Source organism: Streptomyces sp. NPDC050448 (genome assembly GCF_040655295.1).
In the GTDB taxonomy this organism is placed as follows: domain Bacteria; phylum Actinomycetota; class Actinomycetes; order Streptomycetales; family Streptomycetaceae; genus Streptomyces.
The window spans coordinates 121,880-145,229 of the sequence record NZ_JBFAJR010000016.1; the positions used below are offsets into that span (position 1 = coordinate 121,880).

The 23,350-nt window shown below is 72.2% G+C and carries 21 protein-coding genes; 14 read left to right on the forward strand and 7 right to left on the reverse strand.

Going from position 1 to position 23,350, the window contains the following annotated elements:
• The first annotated feature begins 3 nt into the window (after nucleotides 1-3).
• The 6 genes from dxr to AB0I68_RS20595 all read left to right on the forward strand — a co-directional run bounded on the left by dxr (nucleotide 4) and on the right by AB0I68_RS20595 (nucleotide 7,308).
• Nucleotides 4-1,257 carry a 1-deoxy-D-xylulose-5-phosphate reductoisomerase gene (gene dxr, locus AB0I68_RS20570; RefSeq protein ID WP_363178761.1) on the forward strand — a complete coding sequence of 418 codons (1,254 nt, stop codon included), beginning with the start codon at nucleotides 4-6 and terminating at the stop codon, nucleotides 1,255-1,257.
• Complete coding sequence (locus AB0I68_RS20575) at nucleotides 1,254-2,555, forward strand: site-2 protease family protein (protein ID WP_363178762.1); 1,302 nt, start codon at nucleotides 1,254-1,256, stop codon at nucleotides 2,553-2,555. The genes dxr and AB0I68_RS20575 overlap by 4 nt, the downstream gene beginning before the upstream one ends.
• A 173-nt stretch (nucleotides 2,556-2,728) precedes the next feature.
• Complete coding sequence (gene ispG / locus AB0I68_RS20580; protein ID WP_363178763.1) at nucleotides 2,729-3,886, forward strand: flavodoxin-dependent (E)-4-hydroxy-3-methylbut-2-enyl-diphosphate synthase; 1,158 nt, start codon at nucleotides 2,729-2,731, stop codon at nucleotides 3,884-3,886.
• A 156-nt stretch (nucleotides 3,887-4,042) separates the two neighbouring features.
• Entirely contained in the window at nucleotides 4,043-4,888 is an 846-nt protein-coding gene (locus tag AB0I68_RS20585; protein ID WP_363178764.1) for a GNAT family N-acetyltransferase, read from the forward strand.
• A 96-nt stretch (nucleotides 4,889-4,984) separates the two neighbouring features.
• On the forward strand, nucleotides 4,985-5,557 hold the full coding sequence (locus AB0I68_RS20590; protein ID WP_363178765.1) for a GNAT family N-acetyltransferase: 573 nt from the start codon (nucleotides 4,985-4,987) through the stop codon (nucleotides 5,555-5,557).
• Between the two features lie 56 nt (nucleotides 5,558-5,613).
• Nucleotides 5,614-7,308 (forward strand): proline--tRNA ligase, encoded by a 1,695-nt coding sequence (locus AB0I68_RS20595; RefSeq protein ID WP_363178766.1) that lies wholly within the window; start codon nucleotides 5,614-5,616, stop codon nucleotides 7,306-7,308.
• A 25-nt stretch (nucleotides 7,309-7,333) separates the two neighbouring features.
• Here the strand turns inward: AB0I68_RS20595 and AB0I68_RS20600 are convergent, their stop codons facing one another.
• The 4 genes from AB0I68_RS20600 to AB0I68_RS20615 are packed head-to-tail and all read right to left on the reverse strand — an operon-like array spanning nucleotide 7,334 to nucleotide 10,291.
• On the reverse strand, nucleotides 7,334-8,314 hold the full coding sequence (locus tag AB0I68_RS20600) for an SPFH domain-containing protein (protein WP_363178797.1): 981 nt from the start codon (nucleotides 8,312-8,314) through the stop codon (nucleotides 7,334-7,336).
• A 42-nt stretch (nucleotides 8,315-8,356) separates the two neighbouring features.
• The gene (locus AB0I68_RS20605; protein WP_363178767.1) at nucleotides 8,357-9,259 is read right to left on the reverse strand and encodes an aminoglycoside phosphotransferase family protein; all 903 of its coding nucleotides are present in this window, start codon (nucleotides 9,257-9,259) and stop codon (nucleotides 8,357-8,359) included.
• 16 nt (nucleotides 9,260-9,275) lie between these two features.
• Nucleotides 9,276-9,734 carry a ferritin-like domain-containing protein gene (locus AB0I68_RS20610; RefSeq protein WP_363178768.1) on the reverse strand — a complete coding sequence of 153 codons (459 nt, stop codon included), beginning with the start codon at nucleotides 9,732-9,734 and terminating at the stop codon, nucleotides 9,276-9,278.
• Nucleotides 9,731-10,291, reverse strand: coding sequence for a hypothetical protein (locus AB0I68_RS20615; RefSeq protein WP_363178769.1), 561 nt, complete (start codon nucleotides 10,289-10,291; stop codon nucleotides 9,731-9,733). Before AB0I68_RS20615 ends, AB0I68_RS20610 begins: the two co-directional genes overlap by 4 nt.
• Before the next feature lie 156 nt (nucleotides 10,292-10,447).
• On the opposite strand from AB0I68_RS20615, the gene rimP reads away from it, so the two are divergent.
• The 7 genes from rimP to truB all read left to right on the forward strand — a co-directional run bounded on the left by rimP (nucleotide 10,448) and on the right by truB (nucleotide 17,480).
• Nucleotides 10,448-10,945 carry a ribosome maturation factor RimP gene (gene rimP / locus AB0I68_RS20620; RefSeq protein WP_363178770.1) on the forward strand — a complete coding sequence of 166 codons (498 nt, stop codon included), beginning with the start codon at nucleotides 10,448-10,450 and terminating at the stop codon, nucleotides 10,943-10,945.
• A gap of 2 nt (nucleotides 10,946-10,947) precedes the next feature.
• The gene (gene nusA, locus AB0I68_RS20625; RefSeq protein WP_363178771.1) at nucleotides 10,948-11,958 is read left to right on the forward strand and encodes a transcription termination factor NusA; all 1,011 of its coding nucleotides are present in this window, start codon (nucleotides 10,948-10,950) and stop codon (nucleotides 11,956-11,958) included.
• A 119-nt stretch (nucleotides 11,959-12,077) separates the two neighbouring features.
• On the forward strand, nucleotides 12,078-12,365 hold the full coding sequence (locus AB0I68_RS20630) for a YlxR family protein (protein WP_078622365.1): 288 nt from the start codon (nucleotides 12,078-12,080) through the stop codon (nucleotides 12,363-12,365).
• A 148-nt stretch (nucleotides 12,366-12,513) separates the two neighbouring features.
• Complete coding sequence (gene infB, locus AB0I68_RS20635) at nucleotides 12,514-15,651, forward strand: translation initiation factor IF-2 (protein WP_363178772.1); 3,138 nt, start codon at nucleotides 12,514-12,516, stop codon at nucleotides 15,649-15,651.
• Nucleotides 15,652-15,804: 153 nt separating this feature from the next.
• Nucleotides 15,805-16,098, forward strand: a complete 294-nt coding sequence (locus AB0I68_RS20640) for a DUF503 domain-containing protein (protein ID WP_030651158.1) — start codon at nucleotides 15,805-15,807, stop codon at nucleotides 16,096-16,098.
• 27 nt (nucleotides 16,099-16,125) lie between these two features.
• A complete protein-coding gene (rbfA, locus tag AB0I68_RS20645; protein WP_363178773.1) occupies nucleotides 16,126-16,575 on the forward strand; it encodes a 30S ribosome-binding factor RbfA in 450 nt (149 codons plus the stop codon).
• Entirely contained in the window at nucleotides 16,572-17,480 is a 909-nt protein-coding gene (gene truB, locus AB0I68_RS20650) for a tRNA pseudouridine(55) synthase TruB (RefSeq protein ID WP_363178774.1), read from the forward strand. Before rbfA ends, truB begins: the two co-directional genes overlap by 4 nt.
• Before the next feature lie 212 nt (nucleotides 17,481-17,692).
• On the opposite strand, the gene AB0I68_RS20655 is transcribed toward truB, so the two are convergent.
• Nucleotides 17,693-18,373 (reverse strand): hypothetical protein, encoded by a 681-nt coding sequence (locus AB0I68_RS20655; protein WP_363178775.1) that lies wholly within the window; start codon nucleotides 18,371-18,373, stop codon nucleotides 17,693-17,695.
• Entirely contained in the window at nucleotides 18,370-18,972 is a 603-nt protein-coding gene (locus AB0I68_RS20660; RefSeq protein ID WP_363178776.1) for an RNA polymerase sigma factor, read from the reverse strand. The genes AB0I68_RS20655 and AB0I68_RS20660 overlap by 4 nt, the downstream gene beginning before the upstream one ends.
• A 227-nt stretch (nucleotides 18,973-19,199) precedes the next feature.
• On the opposite strand from AB0I68_RS20660, the gene AB0I68_RS20665 reads away from it, so the two are divergent.
• Nucleotides 19,200-20,156 (forward strand): bifunctional riboflavin kinase/FAD synthetase, encoded by a 957-nt coding sequence (locus AB0I68_RS20665; RefSeq protein ID WP_363178777.1) that lies wholly within the window; start codon nucleotides 19,200-19,202, stop codon nucleotides 20,154-20,156.
• A gap of 80 nt (nucleotides 20,157-20,236) precedes the next feature.
• Here AB0I68_RS20665 and AB0I68_RS20670 read toward each other — a convergent pair whose 3' ends face one another.
• Complete coding sequence (locus AB0I68_RS20670) at nucleotides 20,237-22,954, reverse strand: SCO5717 family growth-regulating ATPase (RefSeq protein WP_363178778.1); 2,718 nt, start codon at nucleotides 22,952-22,954, stop codon at nucleotides 20,237-20,239.
• Nucleotides 22,955-23,350: the final 396 nt, after the last annotated feature.

Sequence of the window (23,350 nt, forward strand, 5' to 3'; positions counted from 1 at the left end):
GGCATGAGCGACCGCCCAGCCCCCCTCGCCGATCCGCACCTCCTCTTCGACCCCGCGGCCGGCCGGCGGGACATCGTCATCCTCGGGTCCACCGGGTCCATCGGGACCCAGGCCATCGACCTCGCCCTGCGCAACCCGGACCGGTTCCGGGTGACCGCGCTGTCCGCCGCCGGCGGGCGCGTCGGGCTGCTGGCCGAGCAGGCCCGCCGGCTGCGGGTGAACACCGTGGCCGTCGCCCGCGAGGACGCCGTACCGGCCCTGAAGGAGGCGCTGAACGCCCAGTACGGCGCCTCCGAGCCGCTGCCCGAGATCCTGGCCGGGCCCGACGCGGCGACCGAGCTCGCCGCCTCCGAGTGCCACACCGTCCTCAACGGCATCACCGGTTCCATCGGTCTCGCGCCCACCCTCGCCGCGCTGCGGGCGGGCCGCACCCTGGCCCTGGCCAACAAGGAGTCGCTGATCGTCGGCGGCCCGCTGGTCAAGGCCCTCGCGAAGCCCGGCCAGATCATCCCGGTCGACTCCGAGCACGCGGCCCTCTTCCAGGCCCTCGCCGCCGGCACCCGGGCGGACGTGCGCAAGCTCGTGGTCACCGCCTCCGGCGGGCCCTTCCGCGGCCGCACCCGCGCCGAGCTGGCCGGCGTCACCGTCGAGGACGCCCTCGCGCATCCCACCTGGGCCATGGGCCCGGTGATCACCATCAACTCGGCGACCCTGGTCAACAAGGGGCTGGAGGTCATCGAGGCGCACCTGCTCTACGACATCCCGTTCGACCGCATCGAGGTCGTGGTCCATCCGCAGTCGTACGTCCACTCGATGGTGGAGTTCTCCGACGGCTCCACGCTCGCCCAGGCCACCCCGCCGGACATGCGCGGACCCATCGCGATCGGCCTCGGCTGGCCGCAGCGCGTCCCGGACGCGGCCCCCGCCTTCGACTGGACCAAGGCGTCGGCCTGGGAGTTCTTCCCGCTGGACACCGAGGCCTTCCCGTCGGTGGGACTGGCCCGGCACGTGGGCACCCTGGGCTCCACCGCCCCCGCCGTGTTCAATGCGGCGAACGAGGAGTGCGTGGAGGCGTTCCTGGCCGGTCGGCTGCCGTTCACAGCAATCATGGATACGGTCTCTGCCGTGGTCGATGAGCACGGGACGCCGGATGCGGGAACTTCTCTCACCGTCCGGGACGTCCTCGAAGCGGAGACCTGGGCCAGGGCCCGGGCACAGGAGATGGCGGCCAGGGCCGCCGTGGAGGCGCGCGCATGACAGCACTCATGACGGTGCTCGGAATACTCATCTTCGTATTCGGGCTGCTCGTCTCCATCGCGTGGCACGAGCTCGGCCACCTCTCCACGGCCAAGCTCTTCGGCATCCGCGTGCCCCAGTACATGGTCGGCTTCGGCCCGACCATCTGGTCGCGGCACAAGGGCGAGACCGAGTACGGCATCAAGGCCATCCCGATGGGCGGCTACATCCGCATGATCGGGATGTTCCCGCCCGGTGAGGACGGCAGGGTGACCGCGCGGTCGACCTCGCCGTTCCGCTCGATGATCGAGGACGCCCGCTCGGCGGCGTACGAGGAGCTCCAGCCCGGCGACGAGTCGCGGCTGTTCTACACGCGCAGGCCGTGGAAGCGCGTGATCGTGATGTTCGCGGGCCCCTTCATGAACCTGGTGCTGGCGCTGGCGATCTTCTTCGGCGTCTGGATGAGCTTCGGGATCAACCAGACGACCACCCAGGTCGCGAGCGTCTCGCCGTGCGTCATCCAGCAGAGCGAGAAGCGCGAGGTCTGCAAGGCCGGCGACCCGGTCGCCCCGGCCAAGGCCGCCGGCCTGCTGGCAGGCGACCGGATCGTGGCGTTCAACGGCCACAAGGTGGCCGACTGGGCCGCCCTGCAGAAGCAGATCCGCGACACCGTCGGCCCCGCCACCGTGACAGTCGTCCGGGACGGGAAGCAGCAGTCCCTCCCGGTCAACCTGATCGAGAACAAGGTCGCCATGACGGACGGCCACGGCGGGTACGTCAAGGGCCGGTACGTGACGGCCGGCTGGCTCGGCTTCAGCCCCAAGAGCGAGATCGCCCCGCTGTCCTTCGGCCAGTCCGTGGACCACATGGGCGAGGTCGTCGACAACAGCGTCCAGGGGCTGTTCAAGCTCCCCGCCAAGATCCCGGCGCTGTGGAACGCGGCCTTCAGCGGAGCCGAGCGCGAGCCCGACTCCCCGATGGGCATCGTCGGCGCGGCCCGGATCAGCGGTGAGATCGCCACCCTGGACATCCCGGCCGAGCAGCGGCTGGTGTTCTTCCTCCAGCTCGTCGGGTTCTTCAACCTCTCCCTGTTCCTGTTCAACATGCTCCCGCTGCTGCCGCTCGACGGCGGGCACATCGCGGGCGCCCTGTGGGAGTCGGTCCGGCGCAATGTGGCCCGGGTCTTCCGGCGCCCCGACCCCGGCCCGTTCGACGTGGCGAAGCTGATGCCCGCCGCGTACGTGGTGGCCGGCGTGTTCGTCTGCTTCACGCTGCTCGTGCTCGTGGCCGACGTGGTGAACCCCATCAAGATCACCTAGTACGTCCGCATGTGCGCACGACGTAGGGAGCCGGGCACGCTTCGTGCCCGGCTCCCTACGTTCGGGTGTTCCGGGCCCTCGGATGCGTGGGCCGCTCCGTGGTTGGCGTAATCTCGAAGCCTGGAGCCCGCCGATCTCGGGACCTTGATCCACACCTTGGGGTTGCACAGCAGATGACTGCCATCTCTCTCGGAATGCCGGCCGTGCCGACGAAGCTTGCCGACCGCAGGGTCAGCCGCAAGATCCAGGTCGGTTCGGTGGCCGTCGGTGGCGACGCACCCGTTTCGGTGCAGTCGATGACCACCACCCGTACCTCCGACATCGGCGCCACCCTCCAGCAGATCGCCGAGCTGACCGCCTCCGGCTGCGAGATCGTCCGCGTGGCCTGCCCGACCCAGGACGACGCCGACGCCCTCGCCGTCATCGCGAAGAAGTCGCAGATCCCGGTCATCGCCGACATCCACTTCCAGCCCAAGTACGTGTTCGCCGCGATCGACGCCGGCTGCGCCGCCGTCCGCGTGAACCCGGGCAACATCAAGCAGTTCGACGACAAGGTCAAGGAGATCGCGAAGGCCGCCAACGACGCGCGCACTCCGATCCGCATCGGCGTCAACGCGGGCTCCCTCGACGCCCGGCTGCTCAAGAAGTACGGCAAGGCCACCCCCGAGGCGCTCGTCGAGTCCGCGCTGTGGGAGGCCTCCCTCTTCGAGGAGCACGGCTTCAGCGACATCAAGATCTCGGTCAAGCACAACGACCCGGTCGTCATGGTCAACGCCTACCGCCAGCTCGCCGCCCAGTGCACGTACCCGCTGCACCTCGGCGTCACCGAAGCCGGCCCCGCCTTCCAGGGCACCATCAAGTCCGCCGTCGCCTTCGGCGCGCTCCTCTCCGAGGGCATCGGCGACACCATCCGCGTCTCCCTCTCGGCCCCGCCGGTCGAGGAGGTCAAGGTCGGCATCCAGATCCTGGAGTCGCTGAACCTCAAGCCGCGCCGGCTGGAGATCGTCTCCTGCCCGTCCTGCGGCCGCGCCCAGGTGGACGTCTACAAGCTGGCCGAGGAGGTCACGGCGGGCCTGGAGGGCATGGAGGTCCCGCTGCGCGTCGCGGTCATGGGCTGCGTCGTGAACGGCCCGGGCGAGGCCCGCGAGGCCGACCTCGGTGTCGCCTCCGGCAACGGCAAGGGCCAGATCTTCGTGAAGGGCGAGGTCATCAAGACCGTCCCCGAGTCGAAGATCGTGGAAACCCTCATCGAAGAGGCGATGAAGATCGCCGAGCAGATGGAGAAGGACGGCGTGACGTCCGGCGAGCCCAGCGTCGCCATCGGCGTCTGAGCACCGGGCGCCCCGGCGCCCCGCAGCATCGGCCCCGGCCCCGTTCCCGCAGCTCGCGGGCGGGGTCGGGGTTTTTTCGTGACCTGTGGGACCAGGCATCCTCCGGTGGCGGCGGGTACAGTTCGGAGATCAGCAGACTTGTATGGTGAGGCCCCAGTGTTGACGCAGACCACCACCCGGGTCCTTGAGCCCAGTGATCTCGACGCCGCCCTCGAAGTCCTCGGACGCGAGCCGGTCGAGAACGCCTTCGTCACCTCCAGGGTCCAGGTCGCCGGACTCGACCCCTGGCGCCTGGGCGGCGAGATGTGGGGCTACTACGCCGACGGGGAACTGCGCTCCCTCTGCTACGCGGGCGCCAACCTGGTCCCCGTCTGCGCCGACTCCGACGCCGTCCGCGCCTTCGCAGACCGGGCCCGCCGCACCGGCCGCCGCTGCTCCTCCATCGTCGGCCCCGCGGACGCCACCCGGCTGCTGTGGCGGCTCCTGGAGCCCAGCTGGGGACCCGCCCGCGACGTCCGCTCCCACCAGCCGCTGATGGTCACCGAGCAGGCGTCCGCCGAGGTGCGCCCCGACCCGCTCGTCCGCCGGATCCGCAAGGACGAGATGGACCTGATCATGCCCGCCTGCGTGTCCATGTTCACCGAGGAGGTCGGCGTCTCGCCGCTGGCGGGCGACGGCGGGCTGCTCTACCAGGCCCGCGTCGCCGAACTGGTCGGCACCGGCCGCTCCTTCGCCCGCATAGAGGGCGGCAAGGTCGTCTTCAAGGCGGAGATCGGCGCCGCGACCGCCAGGGCCTGCCAGATCCAGGGCGTGTGGGTGGCTCCCGAGTTCCGTGGTCGCGGGCACTCCGAGAGCGGGATGGCCGCCGTCGTCGACTTCGCGCTGCGCGATGTCGCACCCGTGGTCAGCCTGTACGTCAACGACTTCAACACCGCGGCGCGGGCGGCGTACCGGCGGGTGGGGTTCCGTGAGGTCGGCGCGTTCATGAGCGTCCTCTTCTAGCGCACGGTTCGGCGCCCGCTTCCGGCAGCCGGTGGCCGGAAACGCGGCCCCCGGAGGCATACCGGCAGGCCGGGACCGCCCAGTAAGGTCGGCCGCATGCTGCCTACCCCCGAGGGCGACGGCCCCGCCCGGCCCGCCGGACTCCGCATCGGTCCCCTCGACCTCGCCGACCGCGTGGACGAGGCCCTGCGCGTGCAGGCCGTGGCCTTCGGGCTCAGCGAGGAGGAGGTCGGCATCCGGCGCTACATCGTGCAGCGCCACATGACCTGCCGCGGAGCCCGCGCGCTCGGCGCGTTCACCGAGGACGGGGCGCTCGCCGGGTTCGTGTACGGGATGCCGAACGACCGGGCGTACTGGTGGTCCTCGGTCGTCGAGCCGTATCTGCGGGCCGAGGGGCACGAGGGCTGGCTCGACGGCTCCTTCGTGATCACCGAGCTGCACGTCCACCCCGGCTTCCAGGGCCACGGCGTCGGCCGCACCCTCATCACCCGGATCACCGACACCGCCGAGGAACCCCGCTCCATCCTCTCCGCCGTCGACACCGAGAGCCCGGCCCGCGGGCTCTACCGGGCCCTCGGCTACACGGACCTGGCCCGCCAGGTGCACTTCCCGAGTGCGAGCCTGCCGTACGCCGTGATGGGAGCCCCGCTGCCGCTGCGCCGGCCCTGAGGCGGCGCCCGCGAATTGGTTTCCGGCGTCCGGGCGGCCCCCGGTAGCCTCGCGACATGTCTACGCAACACGTGCAGCGCATGTCCCGCCTCATGGCCAAGACCCTCCGCGAGGACCCGGCCGACGCGGAGACCCTCAGCCACCGGCTCCTCGTCCGCGCCGGGTACGTCCGCCGCAGCTCCGCGGGCGTGTGGACCTGGCTGCCGCTCGGCAAGAAGGTCCTCGACAACGTCTCGCGCATCGTCCGCGAGGAGATGGACGCGATCGGGGCGCAGGAGGTGCTGCTCCCGGCGCTGCTGCCGAAGGAGCCGTACGAGGTCAGCGGGCGCTGGTCGGAGTACGGGGACCTGCTCTTCCGGCTCAAGGACCGCAAGGGCGCGGACTACCTGCTCGGCCCCACCCACGAGGAGATCTTCACCCTGGTGGTGAAGGACCAGTGCACGTCCTACAAGGACCTGCCGGTCATGCTCTACCAGATCCAGACCAAGTACCGGGACGAGGCCCGGCCGCGGTCCGGCGTGCTGCGGGGCCGCGAGTTCCAGATGAAGGACTCGTACTCCTTCGACGTGAGCGACGAGGGCCTCGCGGAGTCGTACGCCCTTCATCGGGCCGCGTACCAGCGGATCTTCGAGCGCCTCGGCCTCGACCACCGCATCGTGTCCGCGGTGTCGGGTGCGATGGGCGGCTCGGCGTCGGAGGAGTTCCTGGCGCCCGCCCCGGCGGGCGAGGACACCTTCGTGGACTGCCCGTCGTGCGACTACGCGGCGAACACGGAGGCGGTGACCTTCGCGCTGACCCCGGTGGACGCCGAGCACCCCGCGATCGAGGAAGTGGACACCCCCGACACCCCGACGATCGAGACGCTGGCGGCGCACCTGGGCGTGCCCGCGTCGGCGACGCTGAAGAACCTCCTGGTGAAGGTCGACGGCGAGATCGTGGCCGTGGGCGTACCCGGTGACCGGGAGGTCGACCTCGGCAAGCTCGGCGAGCATCTGGCGCCCGCCGTCGTGGAGTTGGTGACGGCCGAGGACTTCGTCGACCGCCCGGACCTGGTACGCGGCTACGTGGGCCCGCAGGGGCTCGACAAGGTCCGCTACCTGGCCGACCCCCGCGTCGCGCCCGGCACTTCGTGGGTGACGGGCGCCAACCGCGAGGACACGCACGCCCGTCACGTGGTCTGCGGGCGGGACTTCGAGGTGGACCAGTACCTCGACGTGGTCGTCGTCGAGCCCGGCGACCCCTGCCCGCGCTGCGGAGCCGGTCTCCGGCTGGACCGCGCGATCGAGATCGGGCACATCTTCCAGCTGGGCCGCAAGTACGCGGACGCGTTCGGGCTGGACGTGCTGGGCCGGGAGGGCAAGCCGGTGCGGGTCACGATGGGCTCGTACGGCATCGGCGTCTCGCGGGCGGTGGCCGCGCTGGCCGAGCAGACCGCCGACGAGCGCGGCCTGGCCTGGCCCGCGGCGGTGGCCCCGGCGGACGTCCACGTGGTGGCGGCGGGCAAGGCGGTCCCGCTGGCGCTGGCGGAGGAGGCGGCCACCGCTCTGGCCGCCGCGGGCCTGCGGGTCCTGCTGGACGACCGGCCGGGCCTGTCCCCGGGTGTGAAGCTCACGGACGCGGAGCTGATCGGGGTTCCGTGGATCCTGGTGGCGGGCCGCCGGTCCGCCGACGCGGTCGTCGAACTCCAGCACCGCGCCACGGGCCATCGTGAGGAACTCCCCCTGGCAGAAGCCCTCGCCCGCCTGACGTGACCCCGGGCACGGCCCCGCTGCGAAGCTAGCCGGCCGCAGGCTCGTCGGGGGCGGGGCCCGGCTGGACGGAGTCCCGGGAGGGCCCGTCCGCAGCGGGATCCGGCGAGCCGTCCACGGTCGGCCCGGGGCCCGGCGATCCGTCCGGCGACGCGGGCCCGGGGCCCGGCGAGCCGTCCAGTGCCGGGCCGGGGTCCGGCCGGGTGACCGGGTTCGGCTGCTCCGGCGTCGGTGCGGCCCCGCCCGGTGTCGGGGCGGCCCGCTCCAGGAAGCGCAGGAGCTCCACCGGGAACGGCAGCACCAGGGTGGAGTTCTTCTCCGCGGCCACCGCCACCACCGTCTGCAGCAGCCGCAACTGCAGCGCCGCCGGCTGCTCCGACATCACCGCCGCCGCCTCGGCCAGCTTCTTCGAAGCCTGCAGCTCCGCATCTGCGTTGATGACCCGAGCCCGGCGCTCGCGGTCCGCCTCCGCCTGGCGTGCCATGGAGCGCTTCATCGTCTCCGGCAGCGAGACGTCCTTGATCTCGACCCGGTCGATCTGCACGCCCCACCCCACCGCCGGACTGTCGATCATCAGCTCCAGGCCCTGGTTCAGCTGCTCCCGGTTGGACAGCAGATCGTCCAGGTCCGACTTGCCGATGATCGAGCGCAGCGAGGTCTGCGCCATCTGCGAGACCGCGAAGCGGTAGTCCTCCACCTCGATGATCGCGTTCGCCGGGTCCACGACCTTGAAGTACACGACCGCGTCCACCCGGACCGTGACGTTGTCCCGCGTGATCCCCTCCTGCGCGGGCACCGGCATCGTCACGATCTGCATGTTCACCTTGCGCAGGCGGTCGACGAACGGGAGGACCATGGTGAAGCCCGGCCCGCGGATCCCCTCCCGCAGGCGACCGAAGCGGAAGACCACGCCCCGCTCGTACTGCCGTACCACCCGTGCGGCCACGCCCGAGTACACCGCGACTCCCGCGGCTGCCGCGATTGCCGCTGTCAGCAGTTCCTGGACCATGACGGCCTCCTGCGGGGCATCCACCCGTATCTACGGTATGCCCTACAGCCAGGCCGCGAACTCCAGAAGCAGCTCCGCGTCCCGGCGCCGCCCGGCGGCCAGCGCCCTATTCCCGGATTCCACCGCGCGGAACAGAGTCCAGCCCCGCAGCCGCTCCCGGTCCAGCTCCAGGGAGTCGGCCAGCTTGTTCACCCGGCGCCGGGCGCCCGCCGCCCCCGCCGAGGACGCGACCTGGTCCTCCAGCCGGTCCCGGACCAGCCGGGCCAGGTCGTACGCACGGTCCCCGATCAGCGGGTCCGGGCCCACCGCCAGCCACGGCGCCCGCTCGCCCGCCAGCACCTTGCCCTGCCGGAAGTTCCCGTGCAGCAGCAGCTCTTCGCCGGGCTGGGCCGTCAGCTCGTCGCGGATCGCGAGCGCCGCTGAGGCCAGCGCCTCGGCCTCCGGCGGGGCCTTGCGCAGCGCCTCCGCCTGCTGCGCGGTGCGCTCCGCCACCGTCTCGAACGGGTGTCCGACCGGCGGGGTCACCCACAGCCTGCGGAGCGTCCCGCAGGCCTCCAGCAGGGCCTTCGCCTCCGGCAGCGACCGCAGCGACACCTCCGGGTGGAGCCGCTCCAGCAGCAGCGCCCCGTCCTCCTCGTGGTGCCGGGTGTCCAGGATCCGTACGGCCCCGAACCCGCCCCAGTGCGCCAGCGCGGCCAGCTCCCGGTCGGGCCGCGCGTACGGGGGAGCCAGCTTCAGCGCGGCCGGGGTCCCGTCGGCGTAGTGCACGAGGACGACCAGACTGCTCCGGCCGCCCGGGGCCTGCACCCGCTGGGCCTGAACCCCCCGCCGGTCCAGCGCCTCCTGCGCGAGCCGGGGCAACTGCCCCAGCCAGTCCGCGTTCTGCGCCGAATCCGGCGTCTCGCCGAGCGCCCGTACAAGCCGCTGCGGCGGTTCGAAAGCCATGCGTGCGTGATCCCTTTCAGCTGGTCCGGGCTCGTTCTCCACGTTCCGTGAGCCCAGGGAAGGCTACGCCGACACCGCGCCAGCGTGCCGCGCGCACGGCCGCGGCGCTCAGCGCGTCGGCCGCCTCGCGGCGCAGCCGGCCGTCCGCAGCCCGCACCAGATCGGAGTACGCGCCCGCCACCCGGTCCTCGATCTCGGCGGCCAGCCGCTCGGCGTCGGCCGGGGTGCGCACCTCGAAGGGCAGCGCGTACGCCGCCTCCGCGGGCCGGGGCGAACCGCCCATCTCGCGCACCGTCCGGGCGAGCACGTCCCGGCGGGAGAGGTGACCGCCGTACGCCTCGCGGGCTTCGGCCGCGCGGGCGGACGAGGCCCGGGCGCCGACGACCCCGTAGCCGTACGCGGCCGCGTGCTCGGCGGCGAGCGCCGACTGCGCGGCCTCCAGGGCGCGGTTCGCGGGGGAGGGTTCGGGCTTCACGGCTTGTCTCCCTGGGGCGAGGTCAGCAGGTATGCGTGTACTGCGCCGCACGCGGCCACCGAGGCCAGCAGCCGGGCCAGCTCCCCGGGCGCCCCGGCGAGGGCGATGGTCCGGGCCTCGGCCAGGCTGCGCTCGGCGTCCGCGAGGGCGGTCAGGGCCTCTTCGGGCTTCGGCGGCACGGGCTCGCCGCTCACCGCGGGAGCGCCGGCCGGCGCGGACGCGGCGGGGGAGGAGGGCGAGGCGGAGCGCGGGGGCTTGCCGGTCGCGGCGTCGGCGGAGGCCAGCGCCCCGGTGTGCGCGGCGACCGCGGCCCGCAGCGGCGCGAGGCGCTCGGCCAGGGCCGGATGGGCGACCGCGGTGGCGTCGTACCGTTCCAGCAGCCGCCCGCTGTCCCGAACGGCCTTCTCGCGCATCCGCCGTTCGAGTGGAACCCCGGTGCCGGTGTCGGACGAGCCGTCGTCGTCGGAGCACCCGGTGAGCAGCGCGGCGCCGGCCGCACCGGCGGCACCGGCGAGCAGGCTCCTGCGAGAGAGCCGCGAAGGCAGAGTCCAGGGCACGGCGACGTCCTCGAGGGTGGTGGCGGGGCAGGGTGTGATCACCGTACCCGGGGCCCTGTCTCCACGGAGGACGGCAACACCCTCCGCGACCGGATACCCTTTGACCTGACACGCGACGTAAACCACAACAGCACACGCGGCCGAGGAGTCACCCGGATGAGCACCACCCAGAGCGACAGGCTGCGCGGATTGCTGGAGCCGCTTGTCGCCGCCAAGGGCCTGGATCTCGAGGACATCGAGATGTCCAAGGCCGGCAAGCGCCGGATGCTGCGCATCATCGTGGACTCCGACGAGGGCGTGGAACTGGACGCGTGTGCCGAGCTGAGCCGCGAGGTCTCCGACAAGCTCGACGCAACCGATGTGATGGGCGAGGACGAGTACGTCCTCGAAGTGAGCTCGCCGGGCGCCGACCGCCCGCTGACCGAGCACCGTCACTACGTACGGGCGATCGGCCGCCTCGTGAAGTTCCAGCCGGTCGAGGGCGGGGAACTGATCGCCCGCATTCTCGACGTGGACGACGAGGGAATGGACCTCGAGGTTCCGGGTGTGAAGGGCCGCAAGGCGACCGCCCGGCGCATTGCTTTCACCGACATCGCCAAGGCGCGGGTCGAGATCGAGTTCAACCGCAAGGACAAGAAGGAAGAGGAGGCGTAGCCGTGGACATCGACATGAGTGCCCTGCGGGGTCTGGTCCGGGAGAAGGAGATCTCCTTCGACCTGCTCGTCGAGGCGATCGAGTCGGCCCTCCTCATCGCGTACCACCGCACCGAGGGAAGCTTCCGGCGGGCGCGCGTGGAGCTGGACCGCACCAACGGCCACGTCGTCGTATGGGCGACGGAGGACCCGCGGGACCTGGAGGAGGGGCAGGAGGCCAAGGAGTTCGACGACACCCCGTCGGACTTCGGCCGGATCGCCGCGACGACCGCCAAGCAGGTGATTCTGCAGCGTCTGCGCGACGCCGAGGACGACCTGACCTTCGGCGAGTTCGCAGGCCGTGAGGGCGACGTCATCACCGGCGTCGTCCAGCAGGGCAAGGACCCCAAGAACGTCCTCGTCGACATCGGCAAGCTCGAGGCCATCCTGCCGGTGCAGGAGCAGGTCCCCGGCGAGGAGTACACGCACGGACTCCGCATCAAGGCGTACGTCGTACGGGTGGCGAAGGGTGTCCGCGGTCCCTCCGTGACCCTGTCGCGCACCCACCCCAACCTGGTGAAGAAGCTCTTCGCGCTGGAGGTCCCGGAGATCGCGGACGGCAGCGTCGAGATCTCGGCGATCGCCCGCGAGGCCGGCCACCGCACCAAGATCGCCGTACGGTCCACCCGCTCGGGCCTCAACCCCAAGGGCGCCTGCATCGGCCCGATGGGTGCCCGTGTGCGCAATGTCATGGCCGAGCTGCACGGCGAGAAGATCGACATCGTCGACTGGTCGGACGACCCGGCGGAGATGGTCGCGAACGCGCTGTCACCCGCCCGGGTGAGCAAGGTCGAGGTCGTCGACTGGGACTCGCGCTCCGCCCGGGTGACCGTGCCCGACTACCAGCTGTCGCTGGCCATCGGCAAGGAGGGCCAGAACGCCCGCCTCGCCGCCCGGCTCACCGGCTGGCGCATCGACATCCGTCCCGACACCGAGGCGTCCCCGGACGCCGACCGGGCCCGGGGCGGGGAATAAATCCGGTACCGGTCGGAGCTGTCCGGCCGGTAGACAGGATCAAGACAGCAGATCTCGACAACATCCGTTCGATTTTTCGCCCGAAGGGGTGAGGTCGGTGCGGGGAGGTAGACTTAGGCGTGTCTGGCCGGACGCAAGCCCGCGCATGCCCCGAACGAACCTGTGTGGGGTGTCGGGAGCGAGCGGCCAAGAGCGATCTGCTGCGCATCGTGGCGATCGGGGACGAATGCGTCCCCGATCCAAGCGGTACGCTGCCCGGCCGGGGCGCCTATGTGCACCCTGCCGTGGTCTGTCTGGACAAGGCGGTCCGTCGCAGAGCGTTCCCCCGGGCCCTTCGGTCCCCGGGAGCACTCGATACGACCGGACTGAGCAAAGCCGTGGCCGTCGTGGCCGAGGCGACACCGTAAGACGTAGTACGGCACGGATACCCCGTGCGGTCAGGTACCTCGCGAGTTGGAAGTAGGTCGAGATTGCGATGAGCACTCGATGAGTACGCGATGAGTACGCCCATGAAGTAGCGACGGTCCGGCGTAACCCGGACCTAAAAGGAGCGAAGTGGCTAAGGTCCGGGTATACGAACTCGCCAAGGAGTTCGGAGTTGAGAGCAAGGTCGTCATGGCCAAGCTCCAGGAACTCGGTGAGTTCGTCCGTTCGGCGTCCTCGACGATCGAGGCGCCGGTTGTACGCAAGTTGACTGACGCACTGCAGGGGCCCGGCGGCAGCGCCGGCAAGTCCGCTGCGAAGCCGGGTGCGCCCCGCAAGGCCGCGCCCGCCAAGCCCGGGGTTCCCACTCCGGGTGCTGTTGCACGTCCCGCTGCCCCGAAGCCCGGCGCCCCGGCCCCCAAGCCGGCCGCTGCCGAGGCTCCGGCTCCCAGCGCGTCCGCCCCGGTGACTCCGGCCGGCTCCGGCCCGCGTCCCGGCCCGAAGGCTCCGGCCGCCCCGAAGCCCGCTCCGGCGGCTCCCGTGGCGACCGAGTTCTCCGCGCCTCCGGCGGCCCCGGCCGCCCCGGCGCGCGCCGAGCGTCCCGCCGGTCCCGGCGCGACCCCCGGCCCGCGTCCGGCGCAGCAGCGTCCCGCGGCCCAGGGTGGCCAGGCCGGTGCCCGTCCCGGCGCCCCGCGCCCGGCCGGCACCGCCCCCGGCGGTCAGGGTCAGCGTCCCGCCGGTGGCCCCGGCTCGCAGGCCCCGCGTCCGCAGGGCGCCCGTCCGGCCGGTCCCCGTCCGGGCAACAACCCGTTCACCTCTGGTGGCTCCACCGGCATGGCGCGCCCGCAGGCGCCCCGTCCGGCCGGCGCGCCCCGTCCCGGTGCCCCCGGCGCCGGTGGCGGCCAGGGTGCTCCGCGCCCGCAGGGTGGTCCCGGTGGCGCTCCGCGTCCCCAGGGTCCCGGCGGCGCCCGTCCGACCCCGGGCGGCATGCCCCGTCCGCAGGGCGGCGCCCCGCGTCCCGGTGGTGCTCCCGGCGGTAACCGTCCGAACCCGGGCATGATGCCGCAGCGTCCCGCTGCCGGTGGTCCCGGTCCCCGTCCCGGTGGCGGCCCCGGTGGCCGTGGTCCCGGCGCCGGTGGCCCGCGTCCCGGTGGCGCCGGTCGTCCCGGCGGCGGCGGCTTCGCCGGCCGTCCGGCCGGTCCGGGCTCGCGTCCCGCGGGCGGCGGCGGCTTCGGCGGCCCGCGTCCGGGTGGCGGCGGCTTCGGCGGCGGCCCGGCCGGTGCCGGTGGCGGCGGTCGTCCCGGCTTCGGCGGTCGTCCCGGCGGTCCCGGTGCCCGTGGTGGCACGCAGGGTGCCTTCGGCCGTCCCGGCGGGCCCGCCCGTCGCGGTCGCAAGTCAAAGCGTCAGAGGCGCCAGGAGTACGAGGCCATGCAGGCCCCGTCCGTCGGCGGCGTGATGCTGCCCCGCGGCAACGGCGAGACCGTTCGCCTGTCGCGCGGTGCGTCCCTCACCGACTTCGCGGAGAAGATCAACGCGAACCCGGCGTCGCTGGTCGCGGTCATGATGAACCTCGGCGAGATGGTCACTGCCACGCAGTCCGTCTCCGACGAGACCCTCCAGCTCCTCGCGGGCGAGATGAACTACGAAGTTCAGATCGTCAGCCCGGAGGAGGAGGACCGCGAGCTCCTCGAGACCTTCGACATCGAGTTCGGCGAGGACGAGGGCGGCGAGGAATACCTCATGCCGCGTCCGCCGGTCGTCACCGTCATGGGTCACGTCGACCACGGTAAGACCCGACTGCTCGACGCCATCCGCAAGACGAACGTCGTTGCGGGCGAGGCCGGCGGCATCACCCAGCACATCGGTGCCTACCAGGCTGGTACCAACGTCAACGGTGAAGACCGCAAGATCACCTTCATCGACACCCCGGGTCACGAGGCGTTCACCGCCATGCGTGCCCGTGGTGCCAAGTCGACCGACATCGCGATCCTCGTGGTCGCGGCCAACGACGGCGTCATGCCGCAGACGATCGAGGCGCTGAACCACGCCAAGGCCGCCGGCGTCCCGATCGTCGTCGCGGTCAACAAGATCGACGTCGAGGGTGCCGACCCGGTCAAGGTGCGCGGTCAGCTCACCGAGTTCGGTCTGGTCGCCGAGGAGTACGGCGGCGACACGATGTTCGTCGACATCTCCGCCAAGCAGGGTCTGCACATCGACTCCCTGCTGGAGGCCGTCGTCCTCACCGCCGACGCCTCGCTCGACCTGCGCGCCAACCCGGAGCAGGACGCTCAGGGTATTGCGATCGAGTCCCACCTCGACCGCGGCCGCGGTGCCGTCGCCACCGTCCTCGTCCAGCGCGGTACCCTCCGCGTCGGCGACACGATGGTCGTGGGCGACGCCTACGGCCGTGTGCGCGCCATGCTCGACGACAAGGGCAACAACGTCGAGGAAGCGGGTCCGTCGACCCCCGTCCTGGTCCTGGGTCTCACCAACGTCCCCGGCGCCGGCGACAACTTCCTCGTCGTCGACGAGGACCGCACCGCCCGTCAGATCGCCGAGAAGCGTGCTGCGCGTGAGCGCAACGCCAACTTCGCCAAGCGCGTCCGCCGGGTGTCCCTGGAAGACCTCGACTCGGTCCTCAAGGCCGGTCTGGTCCAGGAACTCAACCTCATCATCAAGGGCGACGCGTCCGGTGCGGTCGAGGCTCTCGAGTCCTCGCTGCTCCAGCTCGACGTCGGTGAAGAGGTCGACATCCGCGTCCTGCACCGCGGTGTGGGTGCGGTCACCGAGTCCGACATCGCCCTGGCGATGGGCTCCGACGCCATCGTCATCGGTTACAACGTCCGTGCGGCCGGCCGTGCCGCGCAGATGGCGGACCGCGAGGGCGTCGACGTCCGCTACTACTCGGTGATCTACCAGGCCATCGAGGAGATCGAGGCGGCCCTCAAGGGTCTGCTCAAGCCGGAGTACGAAGAGGTCGAGCTCGGTACGGCGGAGGTCCGCGAGATCTTCCGCTCGTCCAAGCTGGGCAACATCGCGGGTGTTCTCATCCGCTCCGGCGAGGTCAAGCGCAACACCAAGGCGCGGCTCCTGCGCGATGGCAAGGTCATCGCCGAGAACCTCACCATCTCCGGTCTGCGCCGCTTCAAGGACGACGTCACCGAGATCCGCGAGGGCTTCGAGGGTGGTATCAACCTCGGTTCCTTCAACGACATCAAGATCGACGACGTCATCGCGACGTACGAGATGCGCGAGAAGCCCCGCGCGTAAGCGCGAGGCGGTTCGCACCGTGTCGTAACACCGGGGCCGGTCGGCGGAATATCCGTCGATCGGCCCCGGCCGTTGCGTGTACGGTTCTGGTGACCCTGCCGCGCGAAGGCCGGCAGGCCACCGAACCCGCACCGGCGGGATATCCGGAACTGAATGTACGTGGGGACTCTGTCCTTCGATCTGCTCCTCGGCGACGTCCACTCGCTGAAGGAGAAACGCTCCGTCGTCCGGCCCATCGTCGCCGAGCTCCAACGCAAGTTCTCCGTGAGCGCGGCCGAGGTGGGCGACCAGGATCTGCACCGCAGGGCCCGTATCGGGGTCGCTCTGGTCAGTGGGGACGCGGGGTTCCTCTCGGATGTACTGGACCGCTGCGAGCGGCTGGTCGCGGCACGTCCGGAAGTGGAGCTGCTGTCGGTGCGACGGCGGCTGCACGGTGATGAAGACTGATTGCAAGACAAAGAAGGAGACGGACCAGTGGCCGACAATGCGCGGGCGAAGAAGCTGGCGGACCTCATCCGGGAGGTGGTGGCCGAGAAGCTGCAGCGTGGTGTCAAGGACCCCCGCCTCGGTACGCACGTGACCATCACGGACACCCGGGTCACCGGCGACCTGCGGGAGGCCACGGTCTTCTACACGGTCTACGGTGACGACGAGGACCGCGCCAGCGCGGCAGCGGGCCTCGAGAGCGCCAAGGGCGTACTGCGTTCCGCGGTCGGCCGGGCGGCGGGCACCAAGTTCACGCCCACCCTGACCTTCGTCGCGGACGCCCTCCCGGAGAACGCCAAGACCATCGAGGACCTCCTCGACAAGGCGCGCGCCTCCGATGCCCAGGTGCGCGAGGTGTCCTCCGGCGCGAAGTACGCCGGCGACGCCGACCCGTACAAGAAGCCGGGCGAGGACGACGAGGACGCAGCCGCGGAATGAGCACCAACGCAGGGAAGACTCCGGACGGCCTTGTCATCGTCGACAAGCCGTCCGGCTTCACTTCGCACGACGTGGTCGCCAAGATGCGCGGGATCGCCAAGACCCGCCGCGTCGGCCACGCCGGCACGCTCGACCCGATGGCGACGGGAGTCCTCGTCCTGGGCGTGGAGAAGGCCACCAAGCTCCTCGGCCACCTCGCGCTCACCGAGAAGGAATACCTCGGGACGATCCGCCTCGGTCAGAACACTCTGACGGACGACGCGGAGGGTGAGATCACCTCCTCGACGGACGCCTCCGCGGTGACCCGCGAGGCCGTGGACAAGGGCATCGCCAAGCTGTCCGGCGAGATCATGCAGGTCCCGTCGAAGGTCAGCGCCATCAAGATCAAGGGCGTGCGCTCCTACAAGCGCGCGCGGGACGGCGAGGACTTCGAGATCCCCGCCCGCCCGGTGACCATCTCGTCGTTCCAGGTGTACGACATGCGGGACGCGGAGGCCGAGGACGGCACCAAGGTCGTCGACCTCGTCGTCTCCGTGGTCTGCTCCAGCGGTACGTACATCCGCGCCCTGGCCCGTGACCTGGGCGCCGATCTCGGCGTCGGCGGGCACCTCACCGCGCTGCGGCGCACCCGCGTGGGCCCGTACAAGCTCGACCGGGCGCGGACCCTGGACCAGCTCCAGGAGGAGCTGACCGTCATGCCGATCGGCGAGGCGGCGGCCGCGGCCTTCCCGCGCTGGGACCTGGACGCCCGGCGGGCCTCGCTGCTCGCCAACGGCGTGCGGATCGAGATGCCGAACGCATACCCCGCGGGCAAGCCGGTGGCGGTCTACGGGCCGGAGGGCCAGCTGCTCGGGCTCGTGGAGAGCAAGGGCGGCAAGGCGAAGTCGCTGGCCGTCTTCGTCTGATCCGCTTTGTCGTGGAGCGGCGAGCGCACATCGCCTGTTGCTCACCGCTCCACGACCCCCCTCGGGTAGGTCTCTATCCAGCCGGACCCCCGTATTCACCCGTCCGAGCAGGCGTGCGGAGTGACTGAGGGAGCACAAGGGGGCGCTTTCCGCCGCGCGGGCCCCCACTGCCGCCCGTTCCTCGCCGCGACCGACCGGCCTCGCGACCCCGGCTATCTCTTGGCGGCCCCACCTGGCGTGACGAGAACCTCGCTCGGAGTGTCCCCGGGCAGGCCGGGGCGACCGGACGCCGAGTCGGTCTTCGCGGGGTTCCTCGGGGGCTCGTCGCCGACCCAAGTGAGGTTCTCAGGGATGCAGGAGGGCACCAGCGAGGTGCGCAGCGAGCCGAAGGAACCTCGCCTGGGGCTCTTCTCGGACATGGCGAAGACCAGGGTGTGGCCCGCTGGAAGCGTCTTTGAGTTGATCTTCAAGAGCGCTCCGTCGCCCTCGCTCGTGACGAGCCCGTCCGCCTGGTCGAAACCTCCGGGCGGCCACTCGGAGCACTCGCTCGCCGGCTTCACGGGAATCCTCGCGATGCCGACCCCCAGCGCGCGGAGCTCGCGCTCCAGGCCGGGCAGCCCCTCGGGATTGAACAGTTTGACCGTGATGGTGCCGTCACCGCTCTTCGTCAGGGCGTACGCGGGGGAACTGCCGCCGTCTTCGCCGACGACCGGCAGGGCGAGCAGTGCGACGGCCGCCGCCGCTGCCACGCCGACGGCGAGCGGCATCCGGAACCGGCGGACGGGGGAGCGGACGGTGAAGTCGACCTGCTCCTCGATCCGGCTCCGATCGGCCGCGATCGCCAGGAGCTCCTCCTTGAGCCGTTCCTCGAACCGGGTGGGCCTGCTGTTCATCGGACTGCCTCCAACTGCGGTGCAGGGACGGGGTGTTCGGAGGGTGTGGACGCGATCCGCAGAATGCGCCGGGCGCGGTGCAGGCGGACCCGGACGGTGGCCTGGGTGACGCCGAGGGCCTGCGCGGCCTCGGCCGGGCTGAGCCCGTCCACGACGACCAGGTCGAGGACGGCCCGCAGCGGCTCGGACAGGGCGGCGTGTCTCTCGGCCAGCACCCGGAACGCCCGCTGGGCGTCGATCCGCTCCTCCAGCGCGGCGACGTCCTCGTCGTCGAGCAGCCGGCGGCCGCTGAGCCGCTCCAGTGCGCCGCGCTCGCGGGCACGGCCGCGGGCATGGCCGGCCAGGACATGCCGCGCGATGCCGTACAGCCAGGCGACCGGGACGCCCCGGTCGGGCTGGTAGCCCGGAGCAGCCTTCAGCGCCGCGAGGAAGATGTCGGCCGTCAGATCCGCCGCCAGATGAGGGTCGCAGACCCGGCGGGTGACGAACCCGAGAACCGCCTCTATGTGCTTCTGGTAGAACGCCCCGAATCCCTCGGGTGTGGTCAGATCCGGCGGTCCGACCCCCGCCGGCACGGTCTCCTGCTCGGTGCTGCCCACCGGGCCCCCTCCCTGGTGTCGGGGACCCGGACAGGTCCCTCACCCTCTACTTGGCCGCAGCCGCCCCGACCGTTTCATCCGCGAACCGGGGCATCGCCCCGCCGAGATGACACAGAGCGCCCCCAGCCAGATGCCGATGCGGGGCCCCGGGCACGGGCATGGCAGTCTTAGACCTGCAATCGGCAACCAGTACAGGGCCTACACGGTTCGGGCGAGGAGCGGTCACAGTGCAGCGCTGGCGTGGCTTGGAGGACATCCCCCAGGACTGGGGACGCAGCGTCGTCACCATCGGCTCGTACGACGGTGTGCACCGGGGCCATCAGCTCATCATCGGGCGGGCCGTGGCCAAGGCGCGCGCGCTCGGCGTCCCGTCCGTCGTCGTCACCTTCGACCCGCACCCGAGCGAGGTCGTGCGCCCCGGCAGCCACCCGCCGATCCTGGCCCCGTACGACCGCCGTGCCGAACTCATGGCCGGGCTGGGTGTGGACGCGCTGCTGATCCTGCCGTTCACGGCGGAGTTCTCGCAGCTCTCCCCGGCCGATTTCATCGTGAAGGTGCTCGTCGACAAGCTGCACGCGCGGGCCGTCATCGAGGGCCCGAACTTCCGCTTCGGCCACCGGGCCGCCGGGAACGTCGACTTCCTCCGTGAGCTCGGCGGCACGTACGACTACGAGGTCGAGGTCGTGGACCTGGTCGAGCGCGGCTCGGCCGGCGGCGGCGTGCCGTTCTCCTCGACCCTGGCGCGCAAGCTGGTCGCCGAGGGCGACATGGACGGCGCGGCCGAGGTCCTCGGCCGGCCGCACCGGGTCGAGGGCGTCGTCGTACGCGGCGCCCAGCGCGGGCGCGAGCTCGGCTACCCGACGGCCAACGTCGAGACGCCCCCGCACACCGCCATCCCGGCGGACGGCGTGTACGCGGGCTGGCTCACGGCCAACGGCGAGCGGATGCCGGCGGCGATCTCGGTCGGCACGAACCTCCAGTTCGACGCCACCGAGCGGACCGTGGAGGCGTACGCGATCGACCGGGTCGGCCTGGACCTGTACGGCCTGCACGTGACCGTCGACTTCCTCGCGTACGTGCGCGGCATGGCGAAGTTCGAATCGCTGGACGGCCTGCTCGAGGCCATCGCGGACGATGTGAAGCGGGCGCGGACGCTGACCGAGGCGTACGACGCGGAGCACTGAGCCGCGGGCGGCTGCCCGGCTCGAACGAGAAGGGCCCGTACCTCCCCCGGGGGAGGTACGGGCCCTTCCTGCTGCCGTCGTCAGCCGAGGCGCGGGTCGCGCGGGGGCTGCTGCGGGTGCGGCTGTTGGGGCGGCTGCTGCTGGGGCTGCCAGGGCTGGCCGGGCTGCGGGTACGGCTGCGCGTACGGCTGCGGAGGCTGCTGGTACGGGGACGGGCCCTGGGGCTGGCCGTAGGGCTGGCCCTGCGGCTGGGGCTGGGGCGGCTGAGGCTGCTGGGGCTGCGGCTGGGGCTGCTGAGGTGCTCCCCAGTGGCCCTGGGGGGCCTGCTGGGCGGCGCGGACGAAGTCCTCGGCCACGAGCGCGGAGAGGTTGAAGTACGCCTCCCTGGTCTTCGGCCGCATGAGGTCGAGGTCGACCTCGGCACCGGCCGCGAGGTGCTCGTCGAACGGCACCACGACGACGCCGCGGCAGCGGGTCTCGAAGTGCTGCACGATGTCCTCGATCTTGATCATCTTGCTGGTCTCGCGGACCCCCGAGATGACGGTGAGGGAGCGGGAGACCAGGTCGGCGTACCCGTGCGCGGAGAGCCAGTCGAGCGTCGTGCTCGCGCTGCTGGCACCGTCCACCGACGGGGTCGAGATGATGATCAGCTGATCGGCCAGGTCCAGGACGCCGCGCATGGCGGAGTAGAGGAGGCCGGTGCCCGAGTCGGTGAGGATGATCGGGTATTGGCGGCCGAGCGTCTCGATGACGCGCCGGTAGTCCTCGTCGTTGAAGGTCGTGGAGACGGCCGGGTCCACGTCGTTGGCGATGATCTCCAGGCCGGAGGGGGCCTGGGAGGTGAACCGCCTGATGTCCATGTACGAGTTCAGGTACGGGATCGCCTGGACCAGGTCCCGGATCGTGGCACCGGTCTCGCGGCGGACGCGGCGGCCGAGGGTGCCGGCGTCGGGGTTCGCGTCGATGGCCAGGATCTTGTCCTGGCGCTCGGTGGCGAGGGTGGCGCCGAGGGCCGTGGTGGTCGTGGTCTTGCCGACGCCGCCCTTGAGGCTGATGACAGCGATGCGGTAGCAGGACATGACCGGGGTGCGGATGAGCTCGAGCTTGCGCAGACGCTCGGCTTCGGCGGCCTTGCCGCCGAAGCGGAAGCCGGAGCGCTGGGGCTTGGGCTTCTGCTTGCCGCGCAGCAGCCGGTCGGAGGACAGCTCGACGGCGGCGGTGTAGCCGAGCGGCGCCCCGCCGCCGGCCTGGCCGGGCTGGTAGCGGGGGTCGTGCGGCTGCGGGCCCGGCTGGGGCCCGGCGGACCACTGGGCGCTGGCACGGGGATCGTACTGCTGCGGCTGCGGCTGCGGCTGCTGAGGCGGTACGGGCGCGGGGGCCGGGGCCGGGGCGGGCTGCGCGGGCGGGAAGGCGTAGTCGCCCGCGTCCACGGGCGGCTGCGGCTGCGGCTGTGCCGGTGCGGGCGGGAAGCCGTGACCGTCCTGCGGCGCTGCCGCGGCCGGTGCGGGGGCGGGCGGGAAGCCGTACCCGTCCTGCGGTGGGGTGGTGGCCGGGCCGGGAGCCGGGGGGAAGCCGTATCCGTCCTGCGGTGCTGCCGGTGCCGGCACCGGTGCGGGCGGGAAGCCGTGACCGTCCTGCGGCGCTGCCGTGGCCGGTGCGGGGGCGGGCGGGAAGCCGTACCCGTCCTGCGGTGGGGTGGTGGCGGGGCCGGGAGCCGGGGGGAAGCCGTACCCGTCCTGCGGTGGGGTCGTGGCGGGGCCGGGGGCGGGCGGGAAGCCGTGACCGTCCTGCGGTGGGGTGGTGGCGGGGCCGGGAGCCGGGGGGAAGCCGTATCCGTCCTGCGGCGCTGCCGTGGCCGGCGGGAACCCGTAGCCGCCCTGCGGTGGGGTGGTGGCGGGGAACGCGGGCGGCAGCTCCGGCAGTTCGCTGCCGGGTCCCCCGAAGGGGGTCTCCACGGGCGGGTGAACCGCATCCACGGGGCTGACGGGCTCCGGAGCCTCCGGTACGGGGGGCGCGAAGGGCGCAGGGACGGCGTCGGCCACCGGCGCGGGAGCGGCCTCCTGGGGAACCGCCGGAGCCACGGGCTCGGGGCTCGCGAACGGGATGGCCGTCCCGTCGGGCGGGGTGTCGTGCCGCTGGACGGAGGCGGATCCCCCGAAGGGGGCCTTCACGAACGGTCCTGCCGCACCGGCAGGGGCCTCGGTGGCGGGCGTGCCGAAGGGTGCCGGAGCCGGGTCCGGGAACGCCGAGGACGGGCCGGCGTGCTCGGCGGGTGCCGGGGCCGGCAGGGCGGCTGCCTCGGGGGGCGCCGGGAGTGCCGAGGGCGCGCCGGTGCTGTCGGCCGGGATGCCGAAGGGTGCCGGTGCCGGCAGCAGGGGTGCCTCGGCCGGGACCGGGAAGGTCTGAGGCGCGCCGGTGGTGTCGGCGGGTGCCGGTGCCGGGAACGTTGCAGGCAGGGCGGCGTTCCCGGCCGGGGTGCCGAAGGGCGCCTGGGCCGCCTGGGCCGTCGGCGCCGGGAACGGCGACGGTACGCCCGCACCGTCCGAGGGGGTGCGCGGGGCCGATGGGGCCATCCGCATCGTCGAGGGCGAGACCACGTCCGACGGGCGGTGGGGTTCGAAGCCGCTGCCCTCCGGGAGGCCCGGTACCGGAGTGGCCGGGGCCGCGCCCTGCGTGTACCAGGCCGGCGGGGTGTAGTCGATGGTGAACTCGCCCGTCACCTCGGGCTCCGCGTCGGACTGATCGTCCGTCGGGACGTTCCAAGTCCCGCCGCGCCTCTCGTTCCGATCGCCGCTCACTGGTCCTCCTGGTCTGTCGAACACTGGTCCGGCGCCCACCTCGACGCCGCGCCCGCGCTCAGCCTAATCGCGCGCCGACACCGGTGTCCGCCCCCGTTGGACGTCCCGCGGCGCGGGGCCCTTGCGGGCCTGCGTGGTGCCGGCGTCCTTGCCGTCCTGCCTACAGGGTGGCTGCCTCCTGAGCAACCGTCATCGGTCCCGGCGGGGTGCGGTGCCGCTGCGCGGGGCTTTCTCCCCGCCCCGCCCCTTACCTCCCCCAGACTCCGTCCGGGGGACCCCCACTCCGGACTCTGCCCCGGACCCGCGCCTCGAACGCCGGCGGGGCTGGAGAGGACTCCGGGTTCCGTCCCGGGCCCCGGGCCCCGCGCCTCGAGCGCCGGCGGGGCCGGGTGGTGT